General features: G+C 65.3%; 15 protein-coding genes. 11 read left to right on the plus strand and 4 right to left on the minus strand.

Annotated elements, in window-relative coordinates; all coding sequences use genetic code 11:
• Window positions 1-31 precede the first annotated feature (31 nt).
• Window positions 32-1129 (plus strand): cell division protein ZapE, encoded by a 1098-nt coding sequence (gene zapE / locus F3J17_RS14815; RefSeq protein WP_167059583.1) that lies wholly within the window; start codon window positions 32-34, stop codon window positions 1127-1129.
• 130 nt (window positions 1130-1259) lie between these two features.
• On the plus strand, window positions 1260-1715 hold the full coding sequence (locus F3J17_RS14820; protein ID WP_167059586.1) for a transposase: 456 nt from the start codon (window positions 1260-1262) through the stop codon (window positions 1713-1715).
• A 99-nt stretch (window positions 1716-1814) separates the two neighbouring features.
• On the opposite strand, the gene F3J17_RS14825 is transcribed toward F3J17_RS14820, so the two are convergent.
• From F3J17_RS14825 to F3J17_RS14840, 4 genes are all read right to left on the minus strand, one after another.
• A complete protein-coding gene (locus F3J17_RS14825) occupies window positions 1815-2297 on the minus strand; it encodes a DUF2147 domain-containing protein (RefSeq protein WP_167059589.1) in 483 nt (160 codons plus the stop codon).
• Window positions 2298-2485: 188 nt separating this feature from the next.
• Entirely contained in the window at window positions 2486-4207 is a 1722-nt protein-coding gene (locus tag F3J17_RS14830) for a ShlB/FhaC/HecB family hemolysin secretion/activation protein (protein ID WP_167059592.1), read from the minus strand.
• A gap of 235 nt (window positions 4208-4442) precedes the next feature.
• A complete protein-coding gene (locus tag F3J17_RS14835) occupies window positions 4443-5924 on the minus strand; it encodes a collagen-like triple helix repeat-containing protein (RefSeq protein ID WP_167059595.1) in 1482 nt (493 codons plus the stop codon).
• 70 nt (window positions 5925-5994) lie between these two features.
• A complete protein-coding gene (locus F3J17_RS14840) occupies window positions 5995-7623 on the minus strand; it encodes a collagen-like triple helix repeat-containing protein (RefSeq protein ID WP_167059598.1) in 1629 nt (542 codons plus the stop codon).
• Between the two features lie 727 nt (window positions 7624-8350).
• Here F3J17_RS14840 and F3J17_RS14845 point away from each other — a divergent pair.
• The 9 genes from F3J17_RS14845 (at window position 8351) to F3J17_RS14885 (ending at window position 17002) form a co-directional block, all read left to right on the plus strand.
• A complete protein-coding gene (locus tag F3J17_RS14845) occupies window positions 8351-8521 on the plus strand; it encodes a Flp family type IVb pilin (protein WP_167059601.1) in 171 nt (56 codons plus the stop codon).
• Between the two features lie 132 nt (window positions 8522-8653).
• The gene (locus F3J17_RS14850) at window positions 8654-9172 is read left to right on the plus strand and encodes a prepilin peptidase (RefSeq protein WP_167059604.1); all 519 of its coding nucleotides are present in this window, start codon (window positions 8654-8656) and stop codon (window positions 9170-9172) included.
• Window positions 9169-9699 (plus strand): TadE family protein, encoded by a 531-nt coding sequence (locus tag F3J17_RS14855; RefSeq protein ID WP_167059607.1) that lies wholly within the window; start codon window positions 9169-9171, stop codon window positions 9697-9699. The genes F3J17_RS14850 and F3J17_RS14855 overlap by 4 nt, the downstream gene beginning before the upstream one ends.
• Before the next feature lie 97 nt (window positions 9700-9796).
• A complete protein-coding gene (cpaB, locus tag F3J17_RS14860; protein WP_167059610.1) occupies window positions 9797-10735 on the plus strand; it encodes a Flp pilus assembly protein CpaB in 939 nt (312 codons plus the stop codon).
• A 54-nt stretch (window positions 10736-10789) separates the two neighbouring features.
• Window positions 10790-12226: a type II and III secretion system protein family protein gene (locus tag F3J17_RS14865; protein ID WP_205194790.1), complete on the plus strand. Its 1437-nt coding sequence runs from the start codon at window positions 10790-10792 to the stop codon at window positions 12224-12226.
• Between the two features lie 78 nt (window positions 12227-12304).
• Window positions 12305-13543, plus strand: a complete 1239-nt coding sequence (locus F3J17_RS14870; RefSeq protein ID WP_205194791.1) for a fimbrial protein — start codon at window positions 12305-12307, stop codon at window positions 13541-13543.
• Between the two features lie 3 nt (window positions 13544-13546).
• Window positions 13547-14887, plus strand: a complete 1341-nt coding sequence (locus tag F3J17_RS14875; protein WP_167059613.1) for a CpaF family protein — start codon at window positions 13547-13549, stop codon at window positions 14885-14887.
• Window positions 14880-15965 (plus strand): type II secretion system F family protein, encoded by a 1086-nt coding sequence (locus F3J17_RS14880; protein ID WP_167059616.1) that lies wholly within the window; start codon window positions 14880-14882, stop codon window positions 15963-15965. Before F3J17_RS14875 ends, F3J17_RS14880 begins: the two co-directional genes overlap by 8 nt.
• Window positions 15962-17002: a type II secretion system F family protein gene (locus tag F3J17_RS14885; protein WP_167059619.1), complete on the plus strand. Its 1041-nt coding sequence runs from the start codon at window positions 15962-15964 to the stop codon at window positions 17000-17002. Before F3J17_RS14880 ends, F3J17_RS14885 begins: the two co-directional genes overlap by 4 nt.
• Window positions 17003-17012: the final 10 nt, after the last annotated feature.

Genomic DNA, 17012 nt, shown 5'->3' on the forward strand with positions numbered 1-17012 from the left:
GCTCCGCCTTTACTCATTTGTGGCCCACGAAATGAACGTCACCGAATACTACGAATCAGAACTGCAGAAACGGGGATACAAGCCGGATGCGGCGCAGCGCGTCGCCATCGATCGACTGCAGCGGTGCTACGACGAGTGGGTCGAATACAAATCGCGTCGCTCGAACGCGTTCTGGAAGCTCATCAATCGCCCCGATCTGCCGCGAGGCGTCTACATGTGGGGCGGCGTGGGGCGCGGCAAGAGCTTCCTGATGGACAGCTTCTTCGCGGTCGTGCCGGTGCAGCGCAAGACGCGCCTGCATTTCCACGAATTCATGCGTGAAGTGCATCGTGAACTCGAAGAACTCAAGGGCCAGGCCGATCCGCTCGACGAACTCGCGCGTCGTATCGCCAAACGCTATCGCCTGATCTGTTTCGACGAATTCCACGTCTCGGATATCGCGGACGCGATGATTCTCTATCGCCTGCTCGACCGTCTTTTTGCGAACGGCGTGCAGTTTGTGATGACGTCCAACTACGATCCGGATCTGCTTTATCCCGATGGTCTGCATCGCGACCGCATGTTGCCCGCGATCGAGCTCATCAAGGAAAAGTTGGACGTCCTGAACGTCGATGCGGGCGTCGATTATCGCCAGCGCACGCTGGCGCAGGTCGAGGTCTATCACACGCCGCTCGGTGCGGCGGCGGACAAGGCGCTGCGCCACTCGTTCGCGGAGCTGGCCGCGGTGCCCGACGAAAGCCCGATCCTGCGCATCGAGAAGCGCGAATTAAAGGCGCTGCGCCGTGCGGATGGCGTAGTGTGGTTCGATTTCGCCACGCTGTGCGGCGGTCCGCGCTCGCAGAACGACTATCTCGAACTGGCGAGCCGCTTCCACGCCGTGATCCTGTCAGACGTGCCGCAGATGACGCCGCGGATGGCGTCCGAGGCGCGCCGCTTCACCTGGCTCATCGACGTGTTCTACGACCACAAGGTCAAGCTGCTGATGTCGGCCGCGGTGCCGCCCGAGGATCTGTATCCCGAAGGACCGATGGCCAACGAATTCACGCGCACGGTCTCGCGTATCGTCGAAATGCAGTCGAAGGAATATCTGGAAACGCCGCGCCGCGTGGTGGATACGACGCTCACCTGAATGGCGGAAACCGTCGCGCGGCATTGAACGGCATCCGGATCGTTTTTTCAAGATTCGGACTCGTCTGATATGGCCGGCCGGGTCAAGTCGATATCTTTTGTCAGGACTGGTTCTGACAAAGGAGTAGACCATGACCCCCCATCGCGATATTACCGAGGAAGAATGGCAGCGCGTCATGCCGCTGCTGCCCGAACTGCGCCCGCGCTCGGAAATGCGCGGCCGGCCGCTCGCCAATACCCGTTCGGTGCTCAACGGCGTCCTGTGGGTCATGTACAGCGGCGCCACCTGGTCCGCCATGCCGCGCCGCTATCCGTCGTATCAGACCTGCCATCGCCGCTTCAAGGCGTGGCATGACGACGGCGTGCTCAAGCATGTGATGGGCGAGCTGTTTGGCGAAGAGGGCGTCGCGCTGTGCGACACCATCGAAGCGCGCATGCGCAAGCATCTGAGCCGCGCCGAAAAAGCCGCCGCACGCGTTCAGGAAGGCCTGCAAGCCGCGCCGCGCAATTCGCCGTTCAGCCCGGCTGTGGCGCAAGGTGTGCCGTCGTCGCTGGGCTACCGGTCGGTTTATCGGCACACGGCGTAACGCTGTTTAACGCTCCTGCTGCGCCCTGAATGCAACGAGGCCGCCTTTCTGCAAGGCGGCCTCGTCATTTAGACGCAACTTATATCGTTGTGCGAATGATTATTGCTGGCGCACCCACGTCTGCGAGCGGCCCAGCAGCGAGATGCCCATATAACCGCGTACGACCAGTTTCTGGCCGCCGTCTTCGGTGTGCATCTTGCAGCGATAGATCTTGCCGTTTTCCGGGTCGAGGATATTGCCGCCATCCCAGTCGTCGCCGGTTTTCTTCATGCTGTCGATGATGGTCATGCCCAGAATCAGTTGATCCTTGCGCGCGTCCGTGCAGGCCGTGCAGCGGCGGTCGGGCTGATCGTTCGCGCCCAGACCCTTGATGACCTTGCCGGAGAGAGCACCGCTGCCGTCGTCGCTGATCTGCACGAGCGCCTTGGGTTGACCCGTGTGATCGTCGATGGTCTGCCATACGCCAACCGGCGAATTCGTTTGAGCCTGTGCGGCAACGACTGCACCGAGCAGCGCGCCGGCAAGCGCTACCTGACGCGCCGCGCGTGCGGCGAACGAGGCGGAACGGTCGAATGCTTTCATGGTGTCTTCCTCCACTGATGTTTATCCATATGTGATGAACCGCTTCGCGTCGCGCGGCATGTGAGAACTGCGCACGACGGTGAGGGCAGGATACGCGAAAGCGCAGCGTGCGTTTGCGAGGAGAAACTCTAGTCGGCAGGCACGGCCGAAGATCGCACGGCGCGTGCCTGCCAGCCCATCGGGATCGATCAATTCAGCTGATACGAGAACGTCGCGTTAAAGCGCGGACTGCGCGAGGCGCTCTCGACCGGCGCATCGGCCAGCGCTTTCGCCACCGACAGATCCAGGCTGTAATAGCGCCCATCGCTCAGCCGGAAGCCAATCGATGCCGATGACAGCCGTGAAGGCGAGGGCGTGCCCGCATGCAGATAAACGCGCGCCATATCGAACGACACATAGGGCGTGAGCGTTTGCAGCCACACCTTGCCGATCTTGAGCGGCCGGTTCAGTTCGAGCGAATATGCCCAGCCCGAATCGCCCGACGCTTCGCCCGGCTCGTAGCCCGCTGCGAAACGCTGTGCGCCGAACGAAATCTGCTCGGAAGTCGGCAGCGAAACCGGGCTGTATTGCCCGATCACGGCGACGGCGGTGCCGAAACCCATCGGCCAGTCGTTGGTCTGCGAGAACGATGCGTTGGTGCGCACGAAATTCAGCGAAGCCGGATTTTGCAGCGTGAGGCCTGGAATATTCGTATCCGCCGATTTCGACGCACCGAGCACATTGAACGCCTTCGCCACCGCAATGCTCGCCTTGCGCACCTGACCGGTTTGCACGTCGGTGTAATCGGCCTGCAACTGGACCACGCGCACCTGCGATTTCAATCCGTACTGCAGACCATTGATGGTGTTGTGATAGCGATCCTCATCATGCGTCGCGTAGGCGCTGACGGTGCCCACCACGCTGCGCGTATTGCTCAACAGCAGCGGATACGACAGCGCGCCCGTGATCTTGTCGCTGATGACGGTGCGTTCGACATAGCTCGGCAATCCCGGATTGTCGGTCGGATTGCCGCGATAGTGCGAGGCATCGACCTTCGCGATCAGACCGTCGCTCGCAATCGGCACGGCGGCGTGCGCGGCGAGATAGGTGACGTTGTCGCGGCCCTTGGGCAGCAGCGCCGACACACTCAGCTGTTCGCCAAACGGCGTGAGACCGTTTTCGGTCAGCGTGAGCAGGCCCTGCACGCCGGGGTGATTGAAATCGATCCCGGTGCTGACGTCATAGGGCTTTTGCGTGGCGTCCAGTTCGAGCGTGGTCGCGCCGTCCGTGTTGGTCGGCGGCGGCACGTTCGCTTTCACCTTGAGGCCGGGCAACAAACCCAGCACGTTGATATAGCGCTGGAACGTGGCGGTGCGCAGCGGCCGGTCTTCGACGATATGCGCCGCGATCGAGCGCATCTTGTCTTCGAGCTTGCCCGGCTTGCCGGTGACCTTCACGTCCTTCACATAGCCTTCGACGACAGTGACGCGCACCACGCCGCCCGCGAAGTCCTGTGCCGGCACAAACGCGAACGAGAGCGCATAGCCGCGCTCCTGATAGAGCTTCGTCACCTCGTTGGCCGTTTCGATCAACTGGCCAATCGTGATGTCGTGATTCGCCAGCGGCGCGAACTTCTTCACGACCTCGTCGAACGGAATCGATTTCACGCCCTCGACCTTGAAGGTCGTCGGCGTGATATGCGTAGCGAGTAACTGCTGCAATTGGGGCGTCTGCTGCTCCACCTGCACCGTTACGTTAGGCGCCTTCTGCGGCGCGTTGATCTGAGGCAGTGCGTCGAGCGGGTTCCCTGCTGCTGGATTACCGCCCGACGCCGGCCTGTTTTGCTGTGCTACTGCCACCCCCGTCAAGCCGATGCCCGCCCACACTCCCAACGCGGCGAGCACGGCCCATTCTGCGACTGCGCCTTTCATCGGACTACCCTCGGACTTGTCGGACGGCGCGCAACGGTTCCCTGAAACATCCGCTGCGCGCCGCCTCTTTGTGTCGCCTTTGCGGCGATCTGTGGCTCCCTGATTGCCTGTGTTTATTGTTTCTGCGTACTACGTACTACCTGTCCCTGTGATACCCGGGCCAGTCGCGGCGCATCGTCCCTCTCCGGACCCCGCGCCACGCAGCGCCCATGTTGCCCGATGATTGTTGCGCGCGCTACGGCAGCTTATGAAGCAAGCCGCTCAGTAGTCCCCCCGATGTACTCGTGCTGCCAGAACTGCTTGAAGAAGTGCTGCCCGTGGTCGTGCCGAGCGCTCCAGTGATCGTGCCGACGATCACCGTGACCGGTTGCAGCAGCGCCCCCGCGCCGCTCGCCGTCGTGGTGCCCGACGTGCCCGTCGTACCGCTCGATGCGGAGCCCGCTGCCGTGCTCGCGGTCGATACCACGCCCGAGAGCAGGCCGCCGACCACAGGCACGCTCGTCAGGCCGCTCGTGATGGCGCTGGTGCCGCCGGTCGTGCCGGTCAGGCTCGTGATCGTGCCGAGCGGCGAGCTGCCGAGGCCCAGGCTCGCGATTACGGAGTTGAGCGGGCCGAGCACGCCGTTAGCCGCCGCGCCAGTCGGCGGGCCGTTGGCGACCAGCGCCGTGCTGCCGCCCACGAGGCTCGTGATCAGGCCGGGAATCGGCGCAGCGCCGTTCGCGCCGTTCGGATTCACGAGACCGCCTGCGTTGGTGACGGTGTTGCCGAGCGCGCTGACCAGCGTGCCGACGTCCGCGCCCACCGGCGAGAGCGGCCCGAGTGCGCCGCTCGACGTGGTGCCCGTGGTCGACGAGACCTTCGCTCCCGCCGTTTGCAGCGCGCCGCCCACTTGCGCGAGCAGACCCGAGACCGGCGTTGCAAGACCCGTCGACGTGCCCACCTGCTGCGTGATGAGGCCGGCGGTGGTGACGATCGGCGTGATTGCGGTGCTCAGCGGTTGCGTGATCTGCTGCACCGGCGCCGACGACAGCGCATTGCCGAGCATCACGCCGCCGGCGTTGACGGCGTTGGCGGTGGTATTGAGTGCGGAAGCCAGCGGCGTCGTAACCGGCGCCAGCGGGGCGAGCGGGCCGCTGCCCAGACCGTTGACGGTCGTGGCGACGCCCTGAACCACGCCGCTGGTTGCGCTCACAACGTTGCCGAGACCGGCAACCGTGGTGCCGACCGGATTGGCCGTCGAACCGGTCTGGCCGAGGCCGTTCGAGACCGCGTCGGCGAGTGCGCCCGCAACGGTGCCCGTGCTCGACACCGTCTGGCCGAGACCCGAGGTGACCTGCGAGCTGACGCCGCCGGGCAGGGTGGTCGAGCCGATTGCGTTGCCCAGATCGCTGGTGGTCTTGGCGACCGAGGTGACGACGCCCGAGGTGCCCGTCGAGCCGCTGGTGCTGCCGCCCGAGGTCGAGCCGCCCGAAGTCGAGCCGCTGGTGCCGGTGCCGCCGCTGGTGGAGCCGGTGGTGGTGGTGCCCGTGCTGCCGTCCGAGCCCGTCGATGCCGAGGGCGGGGTGTAGCTGCTGCCGCCGCAGGCGGCGAGACTGCAGGCGACGACCGCGGCCGCGGCGAGTGCGCTCAGGCGCAGGGTGCGCACGAGTGCGGCGTGAGTTTCATGCTGAGACGCGCTGTGGATCGCGCGGTGGATCGTATTGAAGCGGCTGGACATGACGCTGTCTCCTGATCGAATGGGGACGCTTGAGCGATGGTGTGACGATGTAGTTGGCCGATTGCCGGGATTACTTCTTGGCGCCGAGCAGGCCGCCTACGAGCGAAGTGAGGCCGGCGAGCGGGCCAGTCGTGCTGCTGCCCGAGGTGCCGCCCGTCAAGGAAGAAAGCGAAAGCGCCGGCGTCGAGCTCGAGCTGCTGGTCGAGCTGGAGGAGCTGGACGTGCTGGTGGTCTTGGCGCCCGCTGCGACGCCCGCGCCCGCGACGATCGAGCCGCCTGCCGTGCCGACGCTGTTGACCGTGGTCGTAAGCGCGCCGACGACGCCGCCAACGAGGCCGGTGACCGGAGCCAGCGCGCCGGTGCTGCCGCCCGTCGCGGACGTCAGTGCGGTGGTGACCGTGGTCAGTGCGCCCGTGACCGGTGCGAGCGGGTTGCTGCCGCTTGAGGTCGCTGCGACGCCGACACCTGCGCCGATGCCGATGGCCGCGCCGCTGGTGCCCGTCGAGCTGCCCGTCAGGCCGCCTGCGAGCGTGCCCAGCAGACCCGTGACCGGGTTGGTGCCGCTGCTTGAGCTGCTGCCGGTGAGCAGATTGCCGGCGGTGGCGACGGTCTTGCCCGTATCGGCGACGAGGTTGCCTACGCCCGTCGTGACGGGGTTCGAGCCGCCCGATTGCGCGACCAGCGCGCCGCCTTTCTGCAGGCCGCCGCCGAGCGTCTGGAGCAGACCCGCGACCGGCGCGCCAAGGCCCGTTGCCGTGCCGACCGTTTGCGTGGTGTTGGCGACCACCGAGGTGATCGGCGTGATCGCCGAGCTGAGCGTTTGCGTGACCTGTTGCACCGGACCGGTCGAAAGCGCGGTCGTGAGCGTGCTGCCGGCGTTCGTCACAGCGGTGCCGAGCGTGCCGACGGCCGTGCCCAGCGGCGTCGTCACCGCCGCGAGCGGAGCAAGCGGGCCGCTGCCGAGACTCGTGACGAGCGCACCCGTGCTGCTGACCGCCTTGCCTGCGTCGGCGACCACGCCGCCCGTGCTGGAGAGCGTGGTGCCCACCGGATCGCTGCTCGAACCGAGCTGGCCAAGGCCGTTTGCCAGACCGCTGCCGAGCGTCGACACCGCATTGCCGACGTTCTGCACGATGCCGCCCGCGGCTTGCGTCGTCGACGAGCTGACACCAGGAATCGATTGCGAAGCGATCGTGCTGCCAAGGCCCGACACCGTCGAACCCGCATCGCTCACGACGCTGCTGGCGGTATGCACGACCTGGCCGACGGCGTTTGCGGCGGTAGCCGAACCGGTGCCGGTTCCCGTGCCGCTGCCATTGCCGCCGCTGCCGTTATCGCTGGAGGACGAACCGTTGCCGCCGCTGCTCGAGTTGCCGCTGCCGTCTCCGCCGCTGGAGCTGCTATTGCCGTTGCCGTTGTCGGCGGTGCTGGTGCCCGAGCCACTGTCGGTGCCGGTGCCGCTACCGCTGTCGCTGGTGGTCGTGCTGCCGCTGGTGCTGCTCGTGCCGCTGCCGCTCGAACCGCTGCCGTCGCTGCCCGAGCTGCCGCTCGTGCCGCCACTCGTTTGCAGCGCGCCGCCGCTGCCGGTGCCGCTGCTGAGCGATCCCGAACCGCCGCAGGCGGTGAGAGAAAGCAGGGTGGCGATCGTTGCTGCGATAGCGGTGAGGCGTGCTGCCTGTGCGATGTTGTGGTGGTTCATGGTGTGCCCTCGGTCTCGTATGGTGTGTTGTCTTGTGTTGTGTGCTCGGTTTGTCAGACCTGCGCCACCTACACTGCAACAGCTGTGCCAATTCGAAATCGCGCTCGAAAAACAACAGCGTTTGCGCGTCGAGGGTTTCGTCTAATCAAGGCGTGACAAGCGTTTGCCGGATCGTTTCGTCGAACGAATAACGCGGGTTAATTCGCGAGGTATCAGCGCGACGCGTGTTACGTCACGTAACGTGGCGCGCGTGGTGTTACGCGTGACGGGGGTAACGATGCGAACGCTTATGCGTATTGGGAAATTACGAGGCAATTGCGTGTGCAGCGAATCGCCTTGAATCGAGCGGCATGGCTCGATCACGCGTTTTTATGCGTGAAAACGTTTGACGTAAAAATGGTTTGCGACTCCTGAATAGTTGTGTAATGGTTTATCCGGAGTCAGCGATAAAACGCATATGCCGATAATGATGTTACGACCTGTCCGTTGCGTAACGAACGATTGCGTAACGTTTCGGGTTACGCTATAAAAAACGCACTGGGCACTAAACAACACAAAACAGAGCTGTACGTTGGCAAATCCGATGGGAATGCTTACGATTCGGCCGTCGTTGTTGGCGGACTGTCATGAGTCCGTGGACCGGATGTATCGACGCAATCCAAAAAGCATACGCAGGCGTCGATGCAGATCAGCGTGAGAGCGCTATAAAAGAGAGAGAGGGCCGAAAATGAACAAGCTGGTGAAGCATTTCCTGAAGTCGGAAGACGGGGTTACGGCACTGGAGTATGGGCTCATCGCGGGGCTCATCGCAGTCGTCATCGTCGCAAGCGTGACCAGTCTCGGTACCAAGCTGGAGGCGGTATTCACGTATATCACCTCGCAGATCTCGGTGCCGTGAGGCAGCGCTGACGAATGACGCGCGGCGTGATCGCAGTTGTTGGTCACGCTAATTCATTCAGTTAAACGTAGCAGTTGCGTACACGTGCGCCGTTAAACCGGAATGCGCGGCGTCGCTGCACGTCTGTCCGCGATGATTTCATTGATCTCGAGCCTCGCGTTTGCCGCGTGGACGACGGCGATTGCTGTCTGCGATTGCCGTTCGCGCCGCGTTCCTAACGCACTTGTGGGCGCAGGTTTCTGCGTCGCGCTTGTGGCATCCCTTTTTCACGCGGGTCCCGCGTCGCTGGGCTTGCTTCCTGCACTCGCCGCGGCAGCGGTGGGGCTGGCCGCGCTCATGCCGGTTTTTATGCTCGGCATGATGGGCGCCGGCGACGTCAAGGTCTTCGCGGTGCTGGGTGCATGGTGCGGCATGTCGGCGTTGCTCGATTTGTGGGTTGTCGCCAGTCTGATTGCCCTCGTTTATTCGCTTGCGGGGCTGCTTGTGTCGCGTATGACGCGCATGCGCTCTCATGCGCTGGCGGCGCGCGCTCCGCATAGCGTTGCTTCGGGCAGTGTGCGGGCATCGCATGGCGCGCCGTACGCAGCCTTCCTCACGTTACCCGCGCTCGCATGGTTAGTGATCCATATGATTCAGAGGGGGCTGCAATGAAAGCGCGTGCGTTCAAGTGGCGTGCGCGCAACGATCATGCCTCGCGTCGCAGCGGTCTTCGCGGCCAGCGCAGGAGCCGGCGTCACCAGCGCGGTGTGGCGGCCGTCGAATTTGCGCTCGCGTTTCCGCTCTTTTTCACGATCCTGTACGCGATCGTGATGTACAGCATGATGTTTCTTGTGCAGCACAGCCTGACTTCGGCGGCGGCAGAAGGCGCGCGCGCGGCGCTGGTCTATCAGTACGCGTCGAGCACGTCGGCGGCCTTGACCAGCCGCGGTAGCGCAGCCTGCACGCGTGCGCTCGCCGTGGTCAGCTGGTTGACGCAGGCGCCAACCTGTACGCCAGTAGTGAGTGCAGCGCCGTCCGGCTGCTCCAGCAACACCGCGATGGACTGCGTGCAGGTCACGCTGACCTACCCGTGGGGCAGCAGCCCGCTGATTCCCCCCTTGCCGCTGATGGGGCTGATTTCGCCGACTTCGCTCGTCGGTCAGGCCACGGTGCAGATCGACCCGGTGAACATCCTGTGAAAACCGCTGACTGCATCGCGATTCGCTCAATCTGCCCGCAGCGCGCCTTAGCCGCGCTGTGTGGCGCACGTACTGTACGCATCCGGAATCATCGTTGATGGCCAATCTGACCAAAATTGCTGCAGGACTCCTGATTGCCGCTGCGCTCGTGCTCGGGCTGTTTGCGATCATGCTCGCGCGCCGCGCCCCGGCGCCGCAAACCGTCGTTCAGCCGACGACCACCACGCAGGCGCTGACGCCGGTTGTGGTGGCCACGCGCAAGCTGGCCGCAGGACAGCCGATTCCCGCCGATGCCGTGCGTGTGCAGCCGCTGCCGATCCACCCGATCGGCTCGGTGAGCGACAGCGCCCTGGTAGCGGGCCGTGTGCCGCTCACCGACATTGCTGCCGATACGCCGGTGCTCGATCAACAGTTGTCGTCGAGCATCGCGGCGAGTCTCGCTGCGGGCGAGCGGGCGGTCGCCGTGCGTGTCGACGAAACCAACGCCGTCGGCAATCAGTTGCACGCGGGCAACTATGTCGACGTGTTCTTCACGCTGCGCCGCGACGGCAGCGGCGCAGGCGGCAGCACGGGCGAAGTGGGACGCACCCAGGCGCGTTTGCTGATCTCGAAGGCGCGCGTGCTCGTGTTCGGCGCGCAGCCCGACGACAGCGCGGCGGGCGGTCAGCGCACCAGCAACTTCGGTACGCAGAACGGCGGCCCGCGTACGGCGGTGATCGCGGTGCCGGTGACGCAGGTCGACCAGCTTTCGCTGGCGCAAAGCCAGGGGCAACTGATTCTCGCGCTGCGTAATCCGACCGACGACGATCAGGTCGATCCGGACGCCTTCGGCCCGCAACCGGGCGTGCTCAAAGTGGTGTCGAAGGCGACGCTCGACGGCGCCACGCGCGCCGCGGCGGGCATCGCGCTCGATCAACTGGCGGGAGGCAGCGCACCGAAGCCGGCGGCGCAGGCTGCGCCGCATGTGGCAGGTGCCCCCGCGCGCGGCGGGCTTGAAGTGATACGGGGTGGGCGAGCCGAAACGGTCGCCTGGTAAGTGAAAAATAGCGCTGCGCATGACGCGGTCGCATACGAGAGAAGCAGGAACACGATGACGATAACGAGGAAACTCGCCGTGGCCGTTGCCGCGTCCGCTTGCGCCAGCGGTCTCGCACTCGCCACGCTGGCCGCCTGGGCCGCGCCGCCGGTGCGCTCCAGCGCTGCTCAAGAGCCGCTGCCGACGAGCTTCGATATTGCGGTGGGCGAGCAACGCACCTTGCCGGTGACGGGGGCGCTCACGCGCGTGGCGGTGGGGGATCCGTCGGTGGCCGATGTGCTGGTCATTCGCGGCGACCGGCGCGGCGGATTGCTGCTCGTCGGCAAGTCGGCGGGCACGACCAATGTGATGGTTTGGGAGGGCGGTGTGCAGCGCACGTTCACTGTCAACGTGACCACCAATGCGGCGCGCGCGCTGCTGGGCCCGAACACGCCTGACGTGAAGGTGCTGGGCGGCACGGCGATCATCACCGGCAGCGCTACGTCGATGCTGGAGCATCAGCGCGCGGTGGCCGCCGCGCAGGGCTCGGTGGGCGTGAGCGGAGGCGGCAAAGGCGGCAAGGGCGGCAAGGGTAGTCAGGACGGCGGCGACACCAGCGGCGACGGCACCGTGCTCGACAATTCGACCATCGCCACGCGCTCGGTCGTGCAGGTGGACGTGCGGGTGGTGGAGTTCAGCCGCACGGTGCTCAAGGAAATCGGCTTTAACTTTTTCCGCCAGAACAGCGGCTTCTCGTTCGGCTCGTTCACGCCGTCGTCGCTGACTTCGGCGAGCACCGGGTCGACCGGCACGTCCATCTCGGCGACCTCGCCGATCTCCTCGGCGTTCAACCTCGTGTTCTCGTCGGCCACGCACGGTCTGGCTGCCGATCTGAGCCTGATGGAATCGAACAACCTCGCACGCGTACTGGCCGAGCCGACGCTCGTTGCGCTCTCGGGCCAAAGCGCGAGCTTTCTGGCGGGCGGCGAGATCCCGGTGCCGGTGCCACAGGCGCTTGGTTCGACCTCGATCGAATACAAGCCCTACGGCATTGGCCTGTCGCTCACGCCTACGGTGCTCTCGCCGCAGCGCATCGCGCTGAAGGTGGCGCCGGAAGCGAGCCAGCTCGACTACTCGAACGCGGTCACGATCAGCGGCGTTTCCGTGCCCGCGATCACGACGCGGCGTACTGAAACCACCGTCGAACTCGGCGATGGCGAGAGTTTTGTGATCGGCGGCCTGATCGATCGTGAGACCGCGTCGAATGTGAACAAGGTGCCGCTGCTGGGCGATCTGCCCGTGATCGGCGCCTTCTTCAAGCAGTTGAACTACCAGCAGAACGAAAAAGAGCTGGTGATCGTGGTCACGCCGCATCTGGTGTCGCCGCTCGCGAAGGACGCGAAGCTGCCGACGACGCCGGGTGAACTGGCCGAGCAGCGCAACGCGCCCGTGTGGCGTTCGCTGCTGGGCGGTGCGGCGGCACGTGAACCGGTGCCGGGATTTTCGCCTTGATTTTCGCCTGGAGATAGCGCAGTGGAACACAGCGGGCGCGCGAGCGCACACCGTTCCACCGGATGCATGGAGCCTGAGATGAATGCGAGAGCGCACTTGATGACTCAAACCACCGTGGCGGATTCGTTTGTCTTCGCCTCGGCGAACGATGCGCACGCGCGCTGGCTGGCGCAAACGCTCTTTCCGGCGGGCAAGGTGGAATCCGTCGCACTCGACCCCGCGCTGGTATCCCAGCGCATTTCGCAGCATATGCCGTCGCTGCTGCTGGTCGATTTTTCGCAGGGACGCGGTGCGATTGCCAGCGCCGTGGCGGCTGCCGCGCACGCTGCGTTTCCGGGCCTCCAGGTGGTCGCGCTCGGCACGCTCGCCGAGCCGGAAAGCGCGCTGTCCGCGCTGCGCGCCGGTGTGCGCGATTTCGTGGACGTGGCCGGAGACGGTGAGGATGCCTTAAAGATCGTCAGGCAGGTGCTCGAAAACCGCGTGGAGCCTGTGAGCCGTCATGGACGTCTGACGGTGTTGCTCGGCGCGCGTGCGGGCATGGGCGTGACGACGCTGGCCGCGAGCCTGGGTGCGCTGCTCGCGCGCAAGGGCGCGCCGACCAACCGCCACGCCGCCTTGCTCGATCTCGGCTTGCCGGCCGGCGACGGCGCGCTGCTGCTCAATGCGGGCAACGGCTTCAACTTCGTCGATGCCGTGCGCAATCTGAACCGCTTCGACCAGACCTTCGTGCATACGGCGCTCGCGCGTCACGAAAGCGGTCTCGCGCTTACCACGCTGCCCGCCGATCTCAGTGCATTCCGCGAGGTGTCGTTTCAATCGGCGGTGGCGCTGCTCACGCGCCTGCGTGCGTTCTTCGACCAGCAGCTCGTCGATCTGGGCGGCTTCAGCAATACCGAATTCGTTTCCGAAGTCGCGCACGCCGCCGATCAGGTCTGGCTCGTATGTGACCAGAGCGTGGCGTCGATCGTCGCCGCTTCGCGCCAGCTCGAAATGCTGCGCGAGGCCGGAGTGGAGAACGATCATCTGCGCCTCGTGCTCAACCAGTACGAAGCGGAGATCGACCTGAGCGCGGCGCAGATCGCCGAGCGTCTGGGCATCGATCTCGCGGGTGCGCTGCCCGCGCGTCGCGTTGCGCTCTGCCAGGCCGCCAATCGCGGCCAGCTGCTCGCCGATAGCGCGCCGCGCGACCCGTACGTGCGTGCGCTCGAAGCGCTCGCGGCACAGCTCGACGGCATGCGCTCGCGTGCACCCAACAAGCTGGACGCGCTGCGGCGTCCGTTGCGCGGTCTTTTCCCTCACTCATCGAAGCGTTCGTAGACCATGGCGGATAACATCGAGTTTGCCGACGACGCGCCGCTGTTCGCGCACAGCCAGCAGTTCCAGGACATCAAGAACGCCGCGCACGAGCATCTGCTCACCCGCATCGAAGAACTGGGCGCCGAATTCGGCCGCTGGTCGCGCCACGCGATCAACCAGTTCGTCGATCTGGAAATCGACAGCTTCGTGCGGCTGCGTCACATCCCGATCAACGAAAGCGAGGTGCGCGCGATTGCCGAAGCGCTCACCAAAGAGCTTGCGGGCTTCGGGCCGATCGAGGATCTGCTGGGCGATCCGGCCGTCGAGGACATTCTCATCAACGGCTATAACGATGTGTATGTCTCGCGGCACGGGATTCTCGCCAAGATTCCGGTGCGCTTTTCCGACAATGCCCACTTGCTGCGCATCGTGCGGCGCATTCTTGCGCCCATCGGGCGGCGTCTGGACGAATCGAATCCGATGGTCGATGCGCGCCTGCCCGACGGTGGCCGTATCAACGTCGTGATCGAACCGCTGTCGCTCGCGGGCCCGATCGTCTCGATCCGGAAGTTCCGCAAGGATCCGCTGCGTCCCGACGACCTCGTGAGCAACGGCACCTTCGGCACGGAAATCGGCGCGCTGTTCGAAGCGGCGGTGCAGGCGCGCTGCAATATCCTGGTGTCGGGCGGCACGAGCTCGGGCAAGACCTCGCTGCTCAACGCGCTGGCGTTCTATATCCCCGACGTCGAACGCGTCGTGACGATCGAAGACACGGCCGAGCTTTCGCTGAACCACCCGCATGTGGTGCGGCTCGAAACGCGGCCGGGCGGCTTTGACGGCGTGGGCGTGGTGACCATCCGCGATCTGCTGCGCAACACGCTGCGGATGCGCCCGGACCGCATTATCGTGGGCGAAGTGCGCGGCGGCGAAGTGCTCGAAATGCTGCAGGCGATGAACACGGGCCACGACGGTTCGATGGCGACGGTGCACGCGTCGTCGCCGCGCGAGTGTCTTTATCGCCTCGAAATGCTGGCGGGTTTCGCGGGCTTTCAGGGCACCGAAAGCAGCCTGCGCCGCCAGATCGCCAATGCGATCGACTTCATCGTGCAGATCGGGCGTCTGTCCAACGGCAGACGGCGCATTCTTTCGGTTACCGAAGTAACGGGTCTGGCCGACAACATCATCGCCACCCAGGAGCTGTATCGCTACGAGCCGGTGACGACGCCCGACGGCGAAGAACTCGACCGCTGGGACTCGCTCGGCATCCATCCGCACTCGCCGAAGCTCGCGCGCTTCCGCCAGGCGGTGTCGGCGTCGTCGAATTTCGGTTTCGGCGGCGGGCGTGACGGAGGATTCAATGTCTAGCCTGCTCGCGCTCGCCGTGGGGCTCGCGCTGCTGTGCGCGGGCGGCGGGCTGATGCTCTGGCAGCGCGCGCAGCAGCGCACATCGCGCGAGCGCGTGTCGCGCTTCGTCGACAGCCGCGTGGCGGCTGCGAGCCAGGGCGCGTCGATGGGGGCGGCCGCGAGCGGTTTTGGTGGCGCGGGCACCCTGGGTGGGCAAGGCGGGACGTCGAAACACGACGCCATGCGCGCGGTCTACGTGGGCGGCAACGCCACGACGCGCGGCGGCGCCGTCGCCTCGGGCGCTCAATCGGCGAATGCCGCCGGTGCCTCCGCGCTTCAGCGCTGGCGCTTGCGGCTGGCGCTCGCTTTTCAGCACACCTTGAGCCGGGCGGGCATCGTCGACGCGCGCAAGCCGCTCGCCTTCATCGCTTTCGTCACGGTTGCGCTGACGCTGTGGGCGTTCATCCTCGGCGGCGCACCTGCGGCCATTGCGATGCTGGTTGCGGTGCTGGCGTGCGTCGCCTTCGCGCTATCGATGCGCATGCAACGACGTCGCGCACGGCTCGTGACGCAACTGCCTTCGTTTCTGGACGGCATCGTGCGCCTGATCGTGCTGGGCAACAGCGTGCCCGCCGCTTTTCAGGCCGCGCTCGTGACCACCGAAGCGCCGCTGCGCGAATGTCTCGATCATGTCTCGCGCATGCTGCGCTCGGGTGTGGAAATCGATCGCGCGCTGCATCAGGTGTCGCAGGTTTATCGCACCAAGGAACTCGAACTGGTGGGCGCGGTGCTGCGCCTGTCGGTGCGATACGGCGGCCGCGCCGACGTGATGCTCGAACGCATGGCGACTTTCATGCGCGACCTCGAACAGGCGCAGCGCGAACTGAGCGCGATGTCGGCGGAAACGCGTCTTTCGGCGTGGGTGCTGGCATTGCTGCCGATCGCCATTGCCGGCTTTCTCATCGTCACGAACCCTGTGTATTTCGGCTCGATGTGGAATGACGGTGGCGGCCGCAAGCTGGTCTATGTGGCCGTGGGCCTGCAGGTGAGCGGGGCGTTCCTGCTGCATCGCCTCACGCGCCTCAAGGGGGCGATATGAGCGCGCAAGGCCTGGGCATCTTTGCGCTGGTGCTTGCCGCGCTCGGGATTGCGCTGCTGGCGACGCTGCTTTGCCTGCGCGTCGTGGCGGCGGGCAAGAGTGCGCGTACGCTTGAGCAGGCGATGGCCCGTACATCGAGCCAGGCAGCGGCGGTGAAAGCAGCCGGCACGATGGCCGGTGGCGGCTCGAATGGGGCCGCGAATGGCGCCGCGAACGGTGTAGCCGGCGGCACGCTCGATACGCCAACCGGCGCACGCAAGCGCACCGGCCTCGCAGGCATGCTCGACGCGCTCGGCGCGAAGGGCGTGCGCTGGCTCGATACGCCGTTCGGCAAGCTGATCGTCGCCGACGAAGACCGTCGTCTGATCGAGCAATGCGGCTATGTCGATCCGCGCGCGCGGGGCCTGTACTGCATGATCCGTCTCGCCAGCGCGTTTATCGTCGCTTGCCTCGGCATGTGGTACGCCTTTGCGCACGACATGAAGCTGGCGATCTTCGGCGGCGCGGGTCTGCTGCTGGGCTTTTTTATTCCCAAGTTTTTCGTGCAGCGGCGTGCGCATTCGCGTCTGGAATCCGTCGCCGATGAATTGCCGATGCTCGTCGATCTGCTTCGACTGCTGCAAGGCGTCGGCTTGTCGCTCGACCAGAGTCTGCAGGTGCTGATCAACGAATTCCGCCTCGTGCTGCCGGTGCTGGCGGGCGAGATGGAAATTGCCCAGCGCCAGTTCGTAACGGGGCGCACCCGCGAGCAATCCTTGCAACGCATGGCGTCGATCTACGAAAACGAGGACCTGCGCGCGGTGATTCGCCTGCTCGTCCAGGTGGACAAACACGGCGGCGCGGTGCAGGAACCGCTCAAGCAGTTCGGCGACCGGCTGCGCGATGTGCGGCGCGCCACGCTGCGTGAGCGCATCGGCAAGCTCACGGTGCGCATGACCGGCGTGATGGTCGTGACGCTGTTACCCGCGTTGCTGATCGTCACCGCCGGGCCCGGCTTGATCGCCGTCCTGCATTCGCTTTCGCAGATTCATCGTTGAGGCTCAACGT

The organism is Burkholderia sp. Ax-1719 (genome assembly GCF_011753055.1).
Classification (GTDB): Bacteria; Pseudomonadota; Gammaproteobacteria; order Burkholderiales; family Burkholderiaceae; genus Paraburkholderia.

Coding starts and splice junctions, on each gene's coding strand:
- F3J17_RS14825 (WP_167059589.1), bottom strand. CDS start 2,297: ATGAAAGCATTCGACCGTTCCGCCTCGTTCGCCGCACGCGCGGCGCGT.
- F3J17_RS14885 (WP_167059619.1), top strand. CDS start 15,962: ATGAGCGCGCAAGGCCTGGGCATCTTTGCGCTGGTGCTTGCCGCGCTC.
- F3J17_RS14835 (WP_167059595.1), bottom strand. CDS start 5,924: ATGTCCAGCCGCTTCAATACGATCCACCGCGCGATCCACAGCGCGTCT.
- F3J17_RS14830 (WP_167059592.1), bottom strand. CDS start 4,207: ATGAAAGGCGCAGTCGCAGAATGGGCCGTGCTCGCCGCGTTGGGAGTG.
- F3J17_RS14875 (WP_167059613.1), top strand. CDS start 13,547: ATGGCGGATAACATCGAGTTTGCCGACGACGCGCCGCTGTTCGCGCAC.
- F3J17_RS14850 (WP_167059604.1), top strand. CDS start 8,654: ATGATTTCATTGATCTCGAGCCTCGCGTTTGCCGCGTGGACGACGGCG.
- F3J17_RS14820 (WP_167059586.1), top strand. CDS start 1,260: ATGACCCCCCATCGCGATATTACCGAGGAAGAATGGCAGCGCGTCATG.
- F3J17_RS14845 (WP_167059601.1), top strand. CDS start 8,351: ATGAACAAGCTGGTGAAGCATTTCCTGAAGTCGGAAGACGGGGTTACG.
- cpaB (WP_167059610.1), top strand. CDS start 9,797: ATGGCCAATCTGACCAAAATTGCTGCAGGACTCCTGATTGCCGCTGCG.
- F3J17_RS14880 (WP_167059616.1), top strand. CDS start 14,880: ATGTCTAGCCTGCTCGCGCTCGCCGTGGGGCTCGCGCTGCTGTGCGCG.
- F3J17_RS14870 (WP_205194791.1), top strand. CDS start 12,305: ATGAATGCGAGAGCGCACTTGATGACTCAAACCACCGTGGCGGATTCG.
- zapE (WP_167059583.1), top strand. CDS start 32: ATGAACGTCACCGAATACTACGAATCAGAACTGCAGAAACGGGGATAC.
- F3J17_RS14840 (WP_167059598.1), bottom strand. CDS start 7,623: ATGAACCACCACAACATCGCACAGGCAGCACGCCTCACCGCTATCGCA.
- F3J17_RS14855 (WP_167059607.1), top strand. CDS start 9,169: ATGAAAGCGCGTGCGTTCAAGTGGCGTGCGCGCAACGATCATGCCTCG.
- F3J17_RS14865 (WP_205194790.1), top strand. CDS start 10,790: ATGACGATAACGAGGAAACTCGCCGTGGCCGTTGCCGCGTCCGCTTGC.